The sequence below is a fragment of the Limnochorda sp. L945t genome (assembly GCF_035593305.1).
Classification (GTDB): Bacteria; Bacillota; Limnochordia; order Limnochordales; family Geochordaceae; genus Carboxydichorda; species Carboxydichorda subterranea.
Genome location: NZ_CP141615.1, coordinates 1032241 through 1047204, shown reverse-complemented (window position 1 = coordinate 1047204; position 14964 = coordinate 1032241). Strand labels below are relative to the sequence as shown.

At 71.1% G+C, this 14964-nt stretch carries 17 protein-coding genes; all 17 read right to left on the bottom strand.

Annotation, left to right across the window (positions count from 1 at the left end; translation table 11 throughout):
• Positions 1–7: 7 nt before the first annotated feature.
• The gene (gene spoIVB, locus U7230_RS04850) at positions 8–1372 is read right to left on the bottom strand and encodes a SpoIVB peptidase (protein WP_324717610.1); all 1365 of its coding nucleotides are present in this window, start codon (positions 1370–1372) and stop codon (positions 8–10) included.
• A gap of 72 nt (positions 1373–1444) precedes the next feature.
• Positions 1445–3148, bottom strand: coding sequence for a DNA repair protein RecN (recN, locus tag U7230_RS04845; protein WP_324717609.1), 1704 nt, complete (start codon positions 3146–3148; stop codon positions 1445–1447).
• Positions 3149–3178: 30 nt separating this feature from the next.
• Entirely contained in the window at positions 3179–3649 is a 471-nt protein-coding gene (gene argR, locus U7230_RS04840; RefSeq protein ID WP_324717608.1) for an arginine repressor, read from the bottom strand.
• A gap of 12 nt (positions 3650–3661) precedes the next feature.
• Positions 3662–4453 carry an NAD(+)/NADH kinase gene (locus tag U7230_RS04835; RefSeq protein ID WP_324717607.1) on the bottom strand — a complete coding sequence of 264 codons (792 nt, stop codon included), beginning with the start codon at positions 4451–4453 and terminating at the stop codon, positions 3662–3664.
• Positions 4454–4506: 53 nt separating this feature from the next.
• The gene (locus tag U7230_RS04830) at positions 4507–5391 is read right to left on the bottom strand and encodes a TlyA family RNA methyltransferase (protein WP_324717606.1); all 885 of its coding nucleotides are present in this window, start codon (positions 5389–5391) and stop codon (positions 4507–4509) included.
• Positions 5388–6020: a hypothetical protein gene (locus U7230_RS04825; protein WP_324717605.1), complete on the bottom strand. Its 633-nt coding sequence runs from the start codon at positions 6018–6020 to the stop codon at positions 5388–5390. The genes U7230_RS04830 and U7230_RS04825 overlap by 4 nt, the downstream gene beginning before the upstream one ends.
• Before the next feature lie 807 nt (positions 6021–6827).
• The gene (locus U7230_RS04820; RefSeq protein ID WP_324717604.1) at positions 6828–7742 is read right to left on the bottom strand and encodes a polyprenyl synthetase family protein; all 915 of its coding nucleotides are present in this window, start codon (positions 7740–7742) and stop codon (positions 6828–6830) included.
• Positions 7739–7990, bottom strand: a complete 252-nt coding sequence (locus U7230_RS04815) for an exodeoxyribonuclease VII small subunit (protein ID WP_324717603.1) — start codon at positions 7988–7990, stop codon at positions 7739–7741. Before U7230_RS04815 ends, U7230_RS04820 begins: the two co-directional genes overlap by 4 nt.
• Entirely contained in the window at positions 7987–9330 is a 1344-nt protein-coding gene (xseA, locus tag U7230_RS04810; RefSeq protein WP_324717602.1) for an exodeoxyribonuclease VII large subunit, read from the bottom strand. Before xseA ends, U7230_RS04815 begins: the two co-directional genes overlap by 4 nt.
• A complete protein-coding gene (nusB, locus tag U7230_RS04805) occupies positions 9314–9721 on the bottom strand; it encodes a transcription antitermination factor NusB (RefSeq protein ID WP_324717601.1) in 408 nt (135 codons plus the stop codon). Before nusB ends, xseA begins: the two co-directional genes overlap by 17 nt.
• Before the next feature lie 18 nt (positions 9722–9739).
• Positions 9740–10357 carry an alkaline shock response membrane anchor protein AmaP gene (gene amaP / locus U7230_RS04800; protein WP_324717600.1) on the bottom strand — a complete coding sequence of 206 codons (618 nt, stop codon included), beginning with the start codon at positions 10355–10357 and terminating at the stop codon, positions 9740–9742.
• Between the two features lie 15 nt (positions 10358–10372).
• On the bottom strand, positions 10373–10780 hold the full coding sequence (locus U7230_RS04795) for an Asp23/Gls24 family envelope stress response protein (protein WP_404980638.1): 408 nt from the start codon (positions 10778–10780) through the stop codon (positions 10373–10375).
• A 172-nt stretch (positions 10781–10952) separates the two neighbouring features.
• Positions 10953–12311 (bottom strand): acetyl-CoA carboxylase biotin carboxylase subunit, encoded by a 1359-nt coding sequence (accC, locus tag U7230_RS04790; RefSeq protein WP_324717598.1) that lies wholly within the window; start codon positions 12309–12311, stop codon positions 10953–10955.
• Between the two features lie 72 nt (positions 12312–12383).
• Entirely contained in the window at positions 12384–12893 is a 510-nt protein-coding gene (accB, locus tag U7230_RS04785; protein ID WP_324717597.1) for an acetyl-CoA carboxylase biotin carboxyl carrier protein, read from the bottom strand.
• Positions 12894–12941: 48 nt separating this feature from the next.
• Positions 12942–13649 carry a SpoIIIAH-like family protein gene (locus U7230_RS04780; RefSeq protein ID WP_324717596.1) on the bottom strand — a complete coding sequence of 236 codons (708 nt, stop codon included), beginning with the start codon at positions 13647–13649 and terminating at the stop codon, positions 12942–12944.
• 17 nt (positions 13650–13666) lie between these two features.
• Positions 13667–14368, bottom strand: a complete 702-nt coding sequence (locus U7230_RS04775; RefSeq protein WP_324717595.1) for a SpoIIIAG-related protein — start codon at positions 14366–14368, stop codon at positions 13667–13669.
• Positions 14369–14384: 16 nt separating this feature from the next.
• Entirely contained in the window at positions 14385–14930 is a 546-nt protein-coding gene (locus tag U7230_RS04770; protein WP_324717594.1) for a stage III sporulation protein AF, read from the bottom strand.
• Positions 14931–14964: the final 34 nt, after the last annotated feature.

Sequence of the window (14964 nt, the reverse complement as noted above, 5' to 3'; positions counted from 1 at the left end):
GCATTTGCTAAGCGGCGCGGTCAGCTTTGTTCTCCGCCCGACCCACCTGTCCTCCGGGAACCTTCCACAGCCCCGCGGTTTCCGCCATGGCTTCCATCAGCACCCCGAATCCCCGGCTCGGCTCCTGGATGGCCACGTGGGTCACGGCACCCACGAGATGGCCGTCCTGCAGGATGGGGCTGCCGCTCATCCCCTGCACGATGCCGCCCGCCTGCTCCAACAGGCGCGGATCGGTCACCCGGAGGACCAGGCGCTGCGACGGTGGCACCCCCAGCGTGCGGATGCGCAGGATCTCGATCTGGAAGCTCTCCACCCGCTCGCCCCTCAGCACGGTGAGCATGGTGGCCGGCCCTTCCCGCACCTGTGACTCGAGGGCGACCGGCACCGGCCGGTTGACCAGCCCCGCGGGCGGATCCCGAACAATCCGGCCGAAGATGCCCACCGCCGTGTTCTGGTCGACGATGCCGAGCTCTCCCTGCGAGTCCTCGAACGCCCCCACCTTCTCCCCCGGCCGTCCTCGCATGCCGGCCGCCACGCTGGTGATCGCCGCCCGTACGATGCGCCCGTCGGGCATCACGAGCGGGCGGCGGTCGGCTTCGACGATCATGTGCCCGAGGGCTCCGAATCGGCGAGTGCGAGGGTCGACGAACGTCAGCGTCCCCACGCCGGCGGCCGTGTCGCGCACCAAGAGCCCTGCCACCCACCGCACCCCGGCGGTGTACCCGGCCCGGCTGCGCAGCGAACGCCCGCCAGACCGGGACGTGGCCTCCTGGATGGGAGAGGGAAGCAGGCTGGTCCGGAACCGGTGATTGCCACGCGCGACCAGCAGCTCGACCGGCCGCCCGCGGCTTCCAGCTCCCTGGATGGCGAGCGTCAGGTCCTCGGGGCGGCGCAGGAGCTGGCCGTCGGCCTCCAACAGCAGGTCTCCCGCCTGCAGCCCCGCCTCTTTCCCGGGGTAGCGCACCCGGCCGGACGGCTCGCGCACGGGCACCATCTCCGCCACCACCAGGCCGTGAGGCGCCAGCAACACCCCGATCGCCTGGCCGCCCGGCACGAGCTCGAGGGGCGGCACCACGTCCACGACCATGGGCGGCAACGGAAACAGCCCGAACAGGCTGAGCTCCAGCCGCACGCTGCCCGGGCGGTCGAATTGCACCACGGCGCCCTGGCGGTCGTGGAGTTTGATGAGGACCCGGTCCTCCGGGCCTGCGACCCGGACCGGGGGAGGCACCGGCAACAGCGCGGGGTTCCCCGAGATGGCGCGAATGCGCCCGGGCCAGCTGAAAAGCCCCGTAGCGGACAGCCCGAGGAGCAGGAGCAAGGGCCAGAGCAGTGCGCGGGTGCGCTGCCGAAGGGTGGTGCCTCTTTCCATCCCGGACGCCTCCGGGCTAATTTCCCCGCAGGCACCGGGCCCCCGGCGGGTAAGTGCGTGGGCGGTCAGGCCTCATCCGGCCGCTTTGGCTTGGCCTGCCAGGCGCAGGAGCTCTTCGGCATGCACCCGGGCGGAGTCGGTGATCGTCGACCCGCCCAGCATGCGAGCGAGTTCCTCGATTCTCTCCCCAGGAGAGAGAGGACGTACCTGGACGAGGCTTCGCCCGTCCCGGTCGACTTTCTCGACCCGGATGTGAAAGTCCGCCATGCTTGCCACCTGGGGGAGGTGGGTGACCACCAGCACCTGGCGCAGCCTCCCCAGCCGGGCCAGCCGCTCGCCGACCGCCTGCGCCGCCCGCCCGCCGAGCCCCGCATCGGGCTCGTCGAAGACCAGCACCGGCACCTCTTGCACGTGGGCCAGCACACTCTGGCAGGCGAGGAGGGTGCGGGACAGCTCGCCGCCCGACGCCACCCTGGCCAGAGGCCGAAGCGCTTCGCCCGGGTTGGCGGAGAAGTGGAAGGTCACGCCGTCGCGCCCCGAAGGGCCGGGCTGCTGGTCAGGCGCGACCGCCACCTCGAAGCGCGCCCGGGGCATGGCGAGCTCCCCGAGCTCCCGCTCGACCGCTCGCGACAGCCTCTGCGCCGCCTCCTGGCGGCGCCGGCTGAGCTCGGCGGCCGCTTGCTCGTAGCGCGTCCCGAGTTCCTCGACCGCCGCCTGCAGCTGCCCGGCGCGGCTGCCCTCGCTCTCCAGAGCCTCGAGCTTGCGCCGGGCGGCGTCCGCGTACTCCAGCACCGCCCGGACGGAGTTGCCGTACTTGCGCTTGAGCCGGTCGATCAGCTCCAGGCGTTCTACTACCTCTTGGAGGCGGTCGGGCCTGACTTCGTATTGATCCAGGTGGCGGCGCATCGCGCGCGCCAGCTCCCCGAGCTGCTCGGTGCAGGCGAGAAGCTCGCGGCCGATCGGCTCGAGGGCCCGGTCGAGCGAGGCTGCCTGCTGCACGAGGCGCTGGGCCATCCCCGACAGCGCCAGCGCCCCCACGTCCGCCCCGGACGAAGCGCCTGCCCCCAGGTGCTCCAGCGCCTCGCCCAACAGCTGTTGGAGCTGGACGGCATGAGCGAGCCGCGAGTGCTCGTCCATGAGCGCCTCTTCCTCGCCGGGGCGGAGGGCCGCGGCGTCGATCTCCTGGATCTGGAAGCGCAGCAGGTCGATCTCGTGCAGCCGCTCCCGTTCCCGGGTGCGCAGCTGCTCGAGCTCGGAGCGGGCCGCGCTCCACCGGCCCCACAGGTCCGCCACCCGGCCTGCCAGCTCCAGCACGTCCGGGCCGGCAAAGGCGTCGAGCAGCTGGAGCTGGACCGAAGCCAGCATGAGGCGCTGGCTTTCGTGCTGGGTCTGCACGTCCACCAGCAGCGCGCCGAGCCGGGCCAGTTCCCCGACGGTCGCCGGGCGCCCGTTGATGCGGCAGCGGTTCCGTCCCGAACGGTGAATCTCTCGGGCCAGCAGCAGCTGGCCGTCTTCCGGTGGGTAACCGGCCGCCTCCAGCGCCTGCGCCACCCCCGAAGAGGCGGGCACCTCGAACAGGGCCTCGACCCGGGCCGCCTGCGCGCCCGTGCGGATGAGGTCGGCCCCTGCCCGCTGCCCGATGACCATCCCCAGGGCATCCAGCACGAGGGACTTCCCGGCCCCCGTCTCGCCCGTCAGGACGTTGAACCCCGGCCCCAGGGAGAGCCGGCTCTTCTCGATGAGGGCGACGTTTTCCACGTTGAGCTCTGCGAGCATCGCACTCTCTCCGTACTGACCCATGGACGCTCACCGCAGTTGCGAGATGCGCTGCACGACCTGCTCGGCGTTGGGATCCAGGGTTTCGGCGTGCCGGCGGGGCCGCACGATGATCAAAATGGCGTCGTCGCCGGCGATGGTGCCGATCACCTCGGGCCAGTCGAGCGCGTCCAGGGCGGCGGCCACGGCGTTGGCCGTCCCGGACAGCGTGCGCAACAGCACGATGTGCCCCGCCGCCTCCACGTGGACCACGTACTCCCGGAGCGCCCGCCGAGCTCGGGCGAGCCGCTCTGCCAGGTCGGGCTCGCTCGCCTGCGCGTAGCGGTAGCGACCGTCCTGGGTGGGCACCTTCACCAGGCGCAACTCCTTGATGTCCCGGGAAATGGTGGCCTGGGTGGCGACGATGCCCTGCCGGCGCAGGTGGTCGAGGATCTCCTCCTGCGTCTGGACGGGCACGTCACGGACGATCCGAAGGATGGCCGACTGGCGCCGTGCTTTCATCGGGACCCGGCGTCACACCTCGGGATGGCTGAGCCGCTGCCGGAGCACCGCGTACGGGGAGCGCCCCGACAGCCGCACGAGCCGCGCCCGGAACGGAGCTCGCCGGACCACCACCTCGTCTTCCGGATGCATGGGTTCGCTGAGCTGGCCGTCGACGGTCAGCACGAGATCTTCGCTGGGGCCGTGGGCCAGCACGGTAATGGTCTCCTCCGGCCGGATGACCACGGGACGGGCCACCAGGGAGTGGGGACAGATGGGGGTGATGACGAAGCAGTCCAGGAGCGGATGCACGATGGGCCCGCCCGCGGACAGCGAGTAGGCGGTCGAGCCGGTGGGCGTCGCCACGATGAGCCCGTCGGCCGGGAAGGCCCCGATGACGTCGTTCGTGACCCGCGCCTCCAGGCGCGTGATGCGCGAGTAGGTGGTGCGGGCCACCACCACGTCGTTGAGGGCCAGCCACCGGTGGGTACCGTGGCCTTCGGCCCTGATCAGCTCCGCCTCCACCATCATGCGCTCCTCGACGCCGAAACCTCCCTGCACCAGCCGGCCCAGCATGGACGGAAACTCGGACGCCTCCACCTCGGCCAGGAAACCGAGGCGCCCCACGTTGACGCCCAGCACAGGCACGCCCTGGGGCGCCGCCTGGCGCGCCGCGTGGAGCAACGCCCCGTCCCCGCCGAAGACCACGACCACGTCGGCCCCGTGCCAGTCCGCGCCCGGCCAGGCCAGATCCTGCCGTCCGGTAGCCTCGGCGGCGGCTCGCTCCAGGTAGACGTCGGCGTGCAGGGCCTTCAGTGGCGCCACCAGTTCCAGGGCGAGCCTCAGCGCCTGGGGCTTTTCCCGGTGAGGCGCCAGTATCAGCTTCCGGACCGTGGCTGCCCCGCCTCCTCCTGACGCGGCGCAGGCTCGGCGAGCGCCCTCTCGATCATGGCGTCGACGGTGGCCGCTCCGGTCGCCACGCCCGCGCTCCCTCTCGAAGCCAGCGGCCGCAGCACCTCGAAAAACTCCAGGTTGCCCTTGGGGCCCAGAAGCGGGCTCCTCAGCACGGCCTCGACCCGAAAGCCTGCCTCGACCGCCGAGCTCGCCACCTTTTCCAGCACCTGGCGATGCACGCCGGGGTCCTTCACGACCCCGCCCCGCTTCACCTGCGCACGCCCGGCCTCGAACTGAGGCTTCACCAGGACCACCGCCCATCCCTCCGGGCGGAGCATTGCCCGCAGCTTTGCCAGGAACAGGGTGACGGAGATGAACGAGGTGTCGACGGTGATCACGTCCAGCGGCTCGCCGATCCGCTCCGGGGGCAGGTACCGAATGTTGGTGCGCTCCAGCACCACCACCCTCGGATCGTTGCGGAGCTTCCAGGCCAGCTGCCCGTAACCCACGTCCACCGCGTAGACCTTGCGCGCCCCGTGTCGCAGCAAGCAGTCGGTGAACCCGCCGGTCGAAGCGCCCACGTCCATGCAGACCGCGCCCTCTACCGGTACCGGCACTTCCTCCAGCACTCGCTGGAGCTTGAGCCCGCCGCGGCTCACGTACGGGTTGCGAGGTCCGGCCACCTCCAGCCTCACGCCGGGGTCGATGCGCTGGCCCGGGCGCGAGATCACCTGCTCGCCGGCCCTCACCGCTCCCATCAGGATCAGCTGCCGGGCCTCCTCCCGGCTCCTGGCCAGCGCCTGCTCCACCAGCGCCTGGTCGGCGCGGGGATGCTTCACCGGCTTGCCCGCCATGCTGTGCCCCTTCACTGGCGGCCTCGCCCTCCCGCCGCCACGCGCGGCCTGCGGGCCGAGGCGGAGGCGCGAGCCGGCCCTACGCCCGTGACGAAGGAGCGGCCCGCCAATCGCTCCAGCGAGGCCAGCAACCGTCCCATGCGAAAGACGATCGCCTCCGCCTGGCCGATGGCGAACGCCTTGAAAGCCGCCTTGCCCCCCACGGTCAGCCCCGAGATGCCGGCGACGATGGCCGCCGTTCCCCAGAGCTCCTGCAGGCGCGGCCCGCCGGGCACGAGCTGGGCGACGATCGCGGCGCCAAGGGCGCCCGAGAGGGTGCCCGCCACGTCTCCCATGACGTCGTTGGCAAAGTTGGCCACCCGGTCCGCGTTGCGGACGATCCAGATCGCCTGGGGCGCGCCCGGCACCTTGTCGGCGGCCATGGCGTGGAAGTTGCGCTCGCTCGCCGCGGTGGCCGCGACTCCGATCACGTCGAAGAGGATGCCCGTGGCGATGACCAGGAGCAGCGCCCCAACGGCTGCCGCGACCCCCAACGTGCTGGCCGCCCCGCTCGACGAGATGGAAAGGACGGCGGAGATGGCAGCGGTGGTCAGGCCGATGCTGAAAAACCTTCGCAGCGGGCGCCTGCCGTTGGTCGCCCCCACGGATGGAATGCGATGCTCCTCCTTCAGGGCGCGCGGCTTTCGCCCGTGCGCCCGCCTACGAAACGGCGACGGTCCGGATGCCTCCCGGCACCGGAGTCGTCGCCGTTTGCTCGACCATTGGAGCTATACGGAGGCCCCACGGGGGTGGCAGCGCTCTGAGTAAATATTGTGGCTTGAGGTCCAGCAGGTTTTCCCTGCGGCCCTCCGGGCCGTCGCCGGCCCGGCGGTTTCCCCTTTCCGGCCACACTGCCGCGTCACCGTCGGCAGGGCTGGATTGCCACTTAGACCACACTGCAATCCCCAGAGCGCCCCTCGCTCGGCGAGGACAGCCTAGGAGTTTTCCTCGACGCAGCACACTGTCCCCTAGCCTCTTTTGCCCCGGAGCTTTCAGGCTGCTACCACCGTACGGCCCGGGCCCTTGGGGAGTACGATGGGAAGGACCAGCCATCCCGCTTCGGCGGCTCAAGGCAGGCTACGCTGCACCCAGCGCAGGCACCCGGCACCTTCCAGGTCCTCGTGCGCAGCACCGCGTGCAGGTTCAGCCCACGTCGTAGTTTGCCCGGCCCGACTCGGATCTGGCGGGCGCCCCACGAGCGTGGGTCTCCGCGGTCGCAGGGTCCACGCCTGCATGCCGTTGCAGATCGCCCCACGACCTTAACCCCCAGCAGCCACCCCGGACTGGGCGTCCAAAGCCGCCACCAGGGACTTCATCGATGTGCCCTCGACGGATTTTTAGGCCCGTCCTCAGGAGCAGGTGCTCCGACTAGGATACTGCGCCACCCACCGTTTCGGGGCACCCCCAGTATATCACACCGTTCGTTCGCACAAAAACCGGCCGAGGTCCCGCAAGGGCCCGGCCTTGGGCCCGAGCGGCTCGAGCGCTTCCAGCGCGACCCGGGTGAGGCGTTCGGCCTCCCGCAGCGCCCCTTCCTTCCCCAGTACCGCGGCCGCGCTCACCCGCTGTTCTCGGGGATCCGCCTCCACGTCCAGCACGTCGTCGACGATCTGAAACGCCCGGCCCACCGCCTCGCCGAACTCCCCGAGGGCCCGCACGACGGCGCCGTCCAAAGCCTGCGGGCCTCCGTCGACGCCCAGCAGCCCGCCGGCCACCACCGAGGCCCTCAGCAGTGCCGCCGTCTTTCGCCGGTGGATGCTCCACAGCCGCTCGGCCGGCACCGGCCCGCCCGTTTCACCCATCGCCTGCAGGTCCTCCGCCTGCCCGCCCGCCATGCCCCGGCTCCCGACGGCCAGCGCCACCTGGTGAACGATGGCGAGCGCCGTCTGGGCACTCACCCCGCTCCGCTCGGGCAGGCTCGCCAGCACCTCGAACGCCAGGCTCTGCAAGGCATCGCCCGCCAGGATGGCCGTCCCTTCCCCGAAGGCCCGATGGCAGCTGGGCTGGCCCCGCCGCCAGTCGTCGTCGTCCATCGCCGGCAGGTCGTCGTGGATCAGCGAATAGGTGTGGATCATCTCCAGCGCCGCCGCCAGGGGGAGGGCCGAGCGCGGCTCGCCCCCGGTCGCCTCGCAGGCGGCCACCGCCATGACCCCCCGGACCCTCTTCCCCGGCGCCAGGGCCGAGTAGCGCATCGCCCGGTGGAGCACGGAAGGTTCCTCGGACTCGGCCGGGAGCAGGCGGTCCAGCTCCCCGTCCACAGGCGGGGCCCATCGCTCCAGGTAAGCGGCGCCCGCCGCGGCGCGGCCCGGAAGGGGGGCGGCTCTCATCGTTTCTCCTCTTCGTCTTCCAGAGGGACGGCGACGTCGCGCCCTTGCTGCTGGGAGAGCACCAGGAGCCTGGCCTCCGCCGCTTGCAGGCGCTGGGCGCAGATACGCGCCATGCGCACACCCTCTTCATAGGCCTCCAGCGCTTGCTCGAGGGTCAGCTCCCCGGACTCCAAGCGCTCCACGGCCTGTTCCAATCGCTCGAGGGCCTCCTCGAAGGTCAGCGAGTCCTCGCCCGTTCCTTCCCTCATCTGGCTTCCCCTTCGCGTGGTCCCGCTCCGGCAGAGCCCGGCGGGTCGGCGGCCCTCCTCCACGGCACTCCGGGCGTTCGCTCCCGCACCTCGCAGCCGAGCGAGCCGTCGGCCACCCACAGCCGCACCCGCTGTCCCGGGCTGGCGTCGGCCACGCTCCGGATACGCCGCGCCGTCGTTTCGTTCTCGGCCAGGGCGTATCCCCTCGCCAACAGCTGTAGCGGGTTGGTGGCCGCAAGCCTTTCCCCGAGACGCGCCAGCGCCAGGCGGGGCGCTTCGAGGCGGCGCCGCATCTGCCAATCGGCCCTGGCCCGCAGTTCGTCCACCTGCTGGCGGTAGGTGGCCAACCAGCGCTGCGGCTGCTGGAGCAGCCGGTGGCGTGCGAGCCGCTCCACCTGTTCCCGGGAAAGCCCGACATGGCGCCGTATCGCCCGATCGAGCCGCCACCGGTACTGCTGCAGCGAACCGGCGGCCGCGGCCTCGTCCGGGCCGGCCAGCTCGGCGGCGGCCGTGGGGGTGGAGGCCCGTACGTCGGCGGCGAGCTCCACCAGCGTGACGTCGATCTCGTGCCCGATCGCGCACACCACGGGCACCGGCGAGGCCGCCACGGCCCGGACCAGGCGCTCGTCGTTGAAGACCCACAGGTCGTCGGCGGCACCCCCGCCGCGGGCCAGGATGACGACGTCCACCCCGGGGAACCGGGTGATGCGCTGCAGGGCGGAGAGGACGCTCTCCACGCTGCCCTCGCCCTGTACCCGCGCCGGGCAGACGATGAGCGGCGTGGCCGGGCTCCGGCGCCGGAAAGTGGCCCGGATGTCGCGCAAGGCCGCCCCGTCGAGCGAAGTGACGACCCCCACGCTCTTCGGCCACTTCGGCACGGGACGCTTGCGCGCCGGGTCGAACAGGCCCTCGGAGGAGAGCCTCCGGTAGAGGGCCTGCAGCCGGGCGTGGAGCAGGCCCCGACCCACCGGGTACAACCCCTGGACGTAGAGCTGGTAGGCGCCTCCGGGCGGGTAGACGTCCACGTACCCGGTGGCCACCACCTGGTCCCCGTCCTGGACCCGCAAGGCGAGCCGCTGCGCGTGGCTGCGCCACATCACGCAGGGGATGCGGCTGGCCGAATCCTTCAGGGAAAAGTAGAGGTGCCCGGAGGCGCTGTGCGCCTTGAACCCCGTCACCTCGCCCGCCACTGCCACCTGCTGCAGGCTCAGGTCGGTGGCCAACCGGCTGCGGATCTTCTCCGTCAGCTGGGAAACGGTCCACACCCGGCCACCGGGCAGCGCCACGGACCAAGGGGACGGCGCGCCGGCCGCCGCCCCTGGCTCAGCTGTGGTCGACATGGCGCACCACGTTACCGAGGATCCCGTTGACGAACTTGCCGGAGTCCTGGTCGCCGTACTTCTTGGCCAGCTCGACCGCCTCGTTGATGGAGACGCTCGGCGGGATGTCCTTGAGATAGAGGATCTCGAACAGCGCGATGCGCATGACGTTGCGATCGACGTTGGCCATCCGGTCCAGCGTCCAATCGATGGCAAAGCGCGAGATGAGCCGGTCGATCTCCTGCTGGTGGTTGATGACGCCTTCCACCAGCTGGCGCCCGAACTCCTGCTGGACCGGAGAGAGCGGGACTTCCTTGAGGCTCCGCTCCAGGGCGGCCTGCCAGTTGGCCTTCCCCACGTCGACCTGGAACAAGACCCGCAGCGCCACTTCGCGGGCCAGACGCCTGCTCATGGCCTGCCCCTTTTGCCCCTACTCCGACCGGGAACGGTGGCCGTCCCGGGAAATCCCCCTGACCACCAGACGGATCTGCCCGCAGCTGACGCCGGCCGTCTGGCGCAGGTACTGGTCGATGCGAGACTGGACCTGGTCGCACAGCTCCGGGATGGGCTCGTCGGGGGCCACGGTCAGGATGACCCGAACGTTGACGTCCCCCACGGAAGAGGGGGTCACCTGGACTTCGGCCTCCCGGATCCCCTGCACCTGGGAGGCCGCCCGCCGGGCCAGGGTCTGGATGGCCCGCACCGAGATGTGGACCTCTCCCAGGCTCGTCGAACGCACGATGGTCCGGTCCCGGCCCGCGCTGCGCACGGCCGGCCGCAAAGCTGCCGCCCCGATGACGGCCAGCGCGGCGCCGACGGCCGAGACCAGTACCCGCCCGCGGTTGGGGTCCTGGGCGACCCACCAGGAGAGCGTCGACCCGGCATCCCATCCGAACAGCCCCACGGTCATACCGACGAAGCCGACCGCCACCACCACGAGGCCGGCCACCAGGACCAGCGCCCGGTCGATCACGGGCAAGCGCCCCGGAGGCTCGCCTTCACCCTGGGCCGCCGACGATGCCGAGGTCGAACCGCTCAGCGGATACACGCCCTGACTCCTTCCTCAACGCACCCGACTCTCTTCGGTCCGCTCCGGCTGGGGCAGCTGAACCCCCTGCACGTGCACGTTGACCTCCGTGACCTCGAGGCCGGTCATGGTTTCGATCTGGCGCTTCACGTTCTCCTGGACTTTCCACGCCACGTCGGGGATCCGTACGCCGTACTGGATGACGATGAAGAGGTCGATGGCCGCCTGGTGCTGCCCGACCTCGACCCGCACCCCTCGTGACAGGTTGCGGCGCCCCAGCATCTCCGCGATGCCGCCGGCGAGGCCGCCGGTCATCCCCGCGACTCCCTCGACCTCCACCGCGGCGAGCCCGGCGATGGTGCTCACGACCTCGTTGGCGATCCGGACCTCGCCGAGCTCCCCTTCCTGCGACTCGATGAACCCTTCCGACGCGTCGGCCCCCATGCCCTCGCCCACCGCGTCGCCGGATGGTGCCGGCCCTGCGCCGCGCTCGTCACCCGGCCAGTGCTCCGCATCCACCACTCAACAGCCCCTTCCTTCGAACGGGCCGTGCGCACGCGGGCAAGCCCATTATAGCAAAGCCCCGGCCGCTCCTTCCGGAGCGCCGGGCCCCCGGTCAACGGCCGCCCGGGACGTGCACGTGCATGACCCGTTCGACGAAGTCGGTGGAAAGCCGTCCCTCGCCAAACTCGGGCGAACTCACCACCCGCCTCAAAAACTCCACGTTGGTCCGGACGCCTTCGATGCGCAACTCGGCCAGCGCCGAGGCCATCCTCGCGACGGCCTCCTCCCGTTGCTGACCCCACGCCATCAGCTTGGCCAGCAACGAGTCGTAGTAAGGAGGCACCGTGTAGCCCGCGTAGATGGCCGTGTCCACCCGCACCCCCGGCCCGCCCGGCAGCCACAACCCGGTGATGGTGCCCGGGGAGGGGGTGAACGTCTCGGGGTCTTCGCAGTTGACGCGGCACTCGATCGCGTGGCCGTCGAGCCGGATGTCCTCTTGCGCCAGGGTGAGCTCCTCCCCGGCGGCGATGCGGATCTGGGCTTTCACCAGATCGACCCCGGTCACCATCTCGGTGACCCCGTGCTCGACCTGCACCCGGGTGTTCATCTCCAGGAAGTAGAAGTGTCCTTCGGGGTCCACCAGGAACTCGACCGTGCCCGCGTTGACGTAAGTCACGGCTCGGGCGACCCTGAGGGCCGCCTCCCCCATCCGCCGGCGCAACGCCTCGTCCACCATGGGAGACGGGGCCTCTTCGACGATTTTCTGGTGCCGCCTCTGGATCGAACACTCCCGTTCGCCGAGGTGCACCATGTGGCCGTACTGGTCGGCCAGCACCTGCACCTCGATGTGCCGGGCGTCCGGCAGGAGCTGCTCGAGGTACAGCGTCCCGTCGCCGAAGGCCGACTCCGCCTCCGCCCGGGCAGCCTGCAGCACCCGTCGCAGCTCCTCGGGCGTGCGAGCTACCCGCATCCCCCGGCCGCCCCCGCCGGCAGCCGCCTTCACCATCACGGGATAGCCCACGGCCTCCGCCACGCGCACCGCGTCCTGCTCGTCCGACACCGGGCCGTCGCTGCCCGGCAGTACCGGCACTCCGGCCTCCCGTACTCGCTGGCGGGCCCTGAGCTTGTCCCCCATCGACTCGATGGCAGAGGCCGGAGGGCCGATGAAGACCAGGCCGTGGCTCTCGCAGATCTCCGCGAAGTCGGCCCGCTCCGCCAGGTAACCGTACCCCGGGTGAATGGCGTCGGCGCCCGACAGCAGCGCGGCGCTGATGATGTTGGGGATGTTGAGGTAGCTCCGGCTGGAGGGGGCGGGCCCGACGCAGTACGATTCGTCCGCCAGCCGCACGGGAAGGCTGTCGCGGTCGGCCTCGGAGTAGACCGCGACGGTGCGGACCCCGAGCTCCCGGCATGCCCTGAGGATACGGAGCGCGATTTCGCCGCGATTGGCAATGAGTACCTTTTGAAACACAGGCTGGTCCCGCCACCTCGGCCGTCGGTGTCGCGTATTCGTCGAACGCTGGAACCGCAATCGGCAGGACGTCTACAGGCGCTCCAGGGTCATGAGAGGCTGGCCGTACTCGACGGGCTGGCCGTTTTCGACCAGGATCGCGCTCACGCGCCCGCGAATTTCGGCCTCGATCTCGTTCATCAGCTTCATCGCTTCGATGATGCACAGGGTCTGGCCCGGCTCCACGACATGACCCGGCTCGACGTACGGAGGGGCATCGGGTGCCGGGGCGCGGTAGAAGGTCCCGACCATCGGCGCACGCACGGTCACCAGGCGGTCCTGATCGACCACCTCACCCTCCGCCGCCTTGGCGGCGGGCACGGTATCGGCCGAAGGTGCGTCTGACGATGCCACCGGTTGTTGCGCGGGCGTCTTGTCCGGCGCCGCGACCGGCGCCGGAGCCGGTACGAAGGCGGAAGCCTTCTTGATGGAGATCCGGACTCCGTCGCTCTCCAGCGTCAGCTCGGCGACGTCGGTCTCGTCCAGTACCCGGATGAGCTCCTTGATCTCTTTCAGCGTGACCCTCACCGGCCCATCGATCACGTCGGCCCCCTCAACCTCCTGTCCCCGGCTTGCCACAGCGCGGGTACTTCACCGCCCGGCGCCACTTTCCTCCCAGGCTCGACCGCCCCCGAACGCGGTGAGGCTGTCAATGATAGAAATGTTTTCCCTCCGCACGCCGGCCATACGTGCGACGAGTTCACCGATGCGGGCTGCGCCCTGGGCCGAAAGCGGCTGCGGGACCACCACCTGGACGCCCGATTCCCCGATGCTCACCACCGGATCGGGAATCCCCGCCGACTGCAACAGCTGTTCGACCTCGATCTCCCGTCGGCTGCGTTCCAGCAGCTTGAGGAGCTGGCCTTGCGCTTCCGCCTTGCGCGCTTCCGAGGCCTTCGGATCGTCCAGGATGCGCTGGACCGTCTCCATCTCCTGGCTGCGCAGCCGTTCACGCTCGGCGCGAAAGTCATTCGGATCGGCCCGCCACGTTGCGCCGGGCCGCCCCACGACCGGCTCGCGAGGGCTTGCCGCCGGAGCCCGCTCAGGGGCCGCCTCGGGAACGGTGGCGACGGCTGCGTCGGTGCCGCCCCCGTCCTCGGCTGGCGTCGCCTTCGGCGCCCCTTCCTCCGACAACGCCGGGACGCTCGCGGGGGCCGGAGCGAAGTTGCGCTCGAACGCCATCGGGATCCCCGGCCCGGGCGCGTGTCCCAGGGCAGTCCAGAGGCCCCACCCGACCAGCCCGGCCACCAACCCGACCAGCCACCATCTGAACGCCTTGATGTTGAGCGCGTAAAACATCCGCCCATCACCTCTCTCTACCGGCGCTTGGCTTGTACATGGATACGGTACGGGGCCACTCCTAATGCCGCCGACACGGCCCGCTGGATCGCCAGGCGGATCCGCGGGTCACGGGCCCCGTCGGCGACCACCACCACCCCCCGGACCCTCGGATACCGCTCGGTCAGAACGATGGGGCCTTCCCGGCGCCCGTCGGCGTCCCGGATGATGACCGCCTGCCGCTCCTCCCTGCGCTCGCTCACCGGCGAGGAGGGAGTCGAGCGCGGGGCGCCTTCGCCCGGCAGGCCGGGAGGGGAAGCGCGCTCGTCTACGGTTTCGTTGTATGCGATCACCTGTTCGGACGCCTGATCCCACGTGATCATCACTTTGACGCTTCCCACGCCGTCCATGAGGCCCAGGATCGCCTCCAGCTCCCGCTCGACCTCCTGCGCGTACCCGGGGGCTTCCGGCACCGCAGGGGCGACGGCCGCGGCCGGAGCGGCCCCCGGCGGACCCGAGGTGACGAGGCTCTTACCCGTTCCCGTTCGGTCCGGCTGCTGGCCCATGAAGTCGGGCAGGCCCATGAGCCCGATGCCCACGGCGGCGGCCGCCACCAGCAGCGCCGCCGTCCTGGCCTGGGCCGGCGGGAGCTTCACCAGCTCGGCCCACCGCTTCAGCCAGGCCGGCTTGAGGCCGGACGATCCTTCGCCGAAGCGCCCGGACGGGCGATCTTCCAGCACCGTCGCCAGGACCCCCCTATGGCTCGAGATCGATGCGAACCGAAGCGTCGTCGACGCCTGCGAGCGCCGCCACGTAGGCGCCCACCCGGGAGAGAGGGGGGGCGGTCTCGGACCGGCGCCGCGCCCGGATCTCCATCCGCACGCCGGCCGAAAGGCTCCCTTGGGAGGCGCGGCTCGTCCCCGGCTCCACCCGGACGTCCAGGACCTCGTATCCCTGGCCTTCCATCGCCTGGGTTACCACCGCCCGGACGGCGCCGTCGAGGCCATCGACGGCCTGGGCCGCCATCGCCTCGCCGATGCCCTCTCGCAGGAGCGGCGCGCCGGAGGCCGCCGGCGGCCCGCCGGGTACCAGCTGCTCCAGCCACGCTCCGGCCGGGGCGCCGGCCAGGCCGGCGTTCTCCACCAGGTCGGCGACGGGCCGCAGCACGGCCGCCACCAGCACGAGCCCCATCACGGAGCGCACCGTGCCCCGCAGGTTCCCCTCCGGTATCAGCAGCGACACCAGCACGAACAAGAGCAGCAGGGCCATGATCTGCTGGGCCCAGTGGGCAAGCCCGCTCACTCCCTCACCTCCTCCGCCGGGATCCCGGCCTTCG

Coding starts and splice junctions, on each gene's coding strand:
- nusB (WP_324717601.1), bottom strand. CDS start 9,721: ATGAGCAGGCGTCTGGCCCGCGAAGTGGCGCTGCGGGTCTTGTTCCAG.
- argR (WP_324717608.1), bottom strand. CDS start 3,649: ATGAAAGCACGGCGCCAGTCGGCCATCCTTCGGATCGTCCGTGACGTG.
- U7230_RS04815 (WP_324717603.1), bottom strand. CDS start 7,990: ATGAGGGAAGGAACGGGCGAGGACTCGCTGACCTTCGAGGAGGCCCTC.
- U7230_RS04780 (WP_324717596.1), bottom strand. CDS start 13,649: ATGTTTTACGCGCTCAACATCAAGGCGTTCAGATGGTGGCTGGTCGGG.
- U7230_RS04820 (WP_324717604.1), bottom strand. CDS start 7,742: ATGAGAGCCGCCCCCCTTCCGGGCCGCGCCGCGGCGGGCGCCGCTTAC.
- U7230_RS04795 (WP_404980638.1), bottom strand. CDS start 10,780: ATGGGGGCCGACGCGTCGGAAGGGTTCATCGAGTCGCAGGAAGGGGAG.
- xseA (WP_324717602.1), bottom strand. CDS start 9,330: ATGTCGACCACAGCTGAGCCAGGGGCGGCGGCCGGCGCGCCGTCCCCT.
- spoIVB (WP_324717610.1), bottom strand. CDS start 1,372: ATGGAAAGAGGCACCACCCTTCGGCAGCGCACCCGCGCACTGCTCTGG.
- recN (WP_324717609.1), bottom strand. CDS start 3,148: ATGCTCGCAGAGCTCAACGTGGAAAACGTCGCCCTCATCGAGAAGAGC.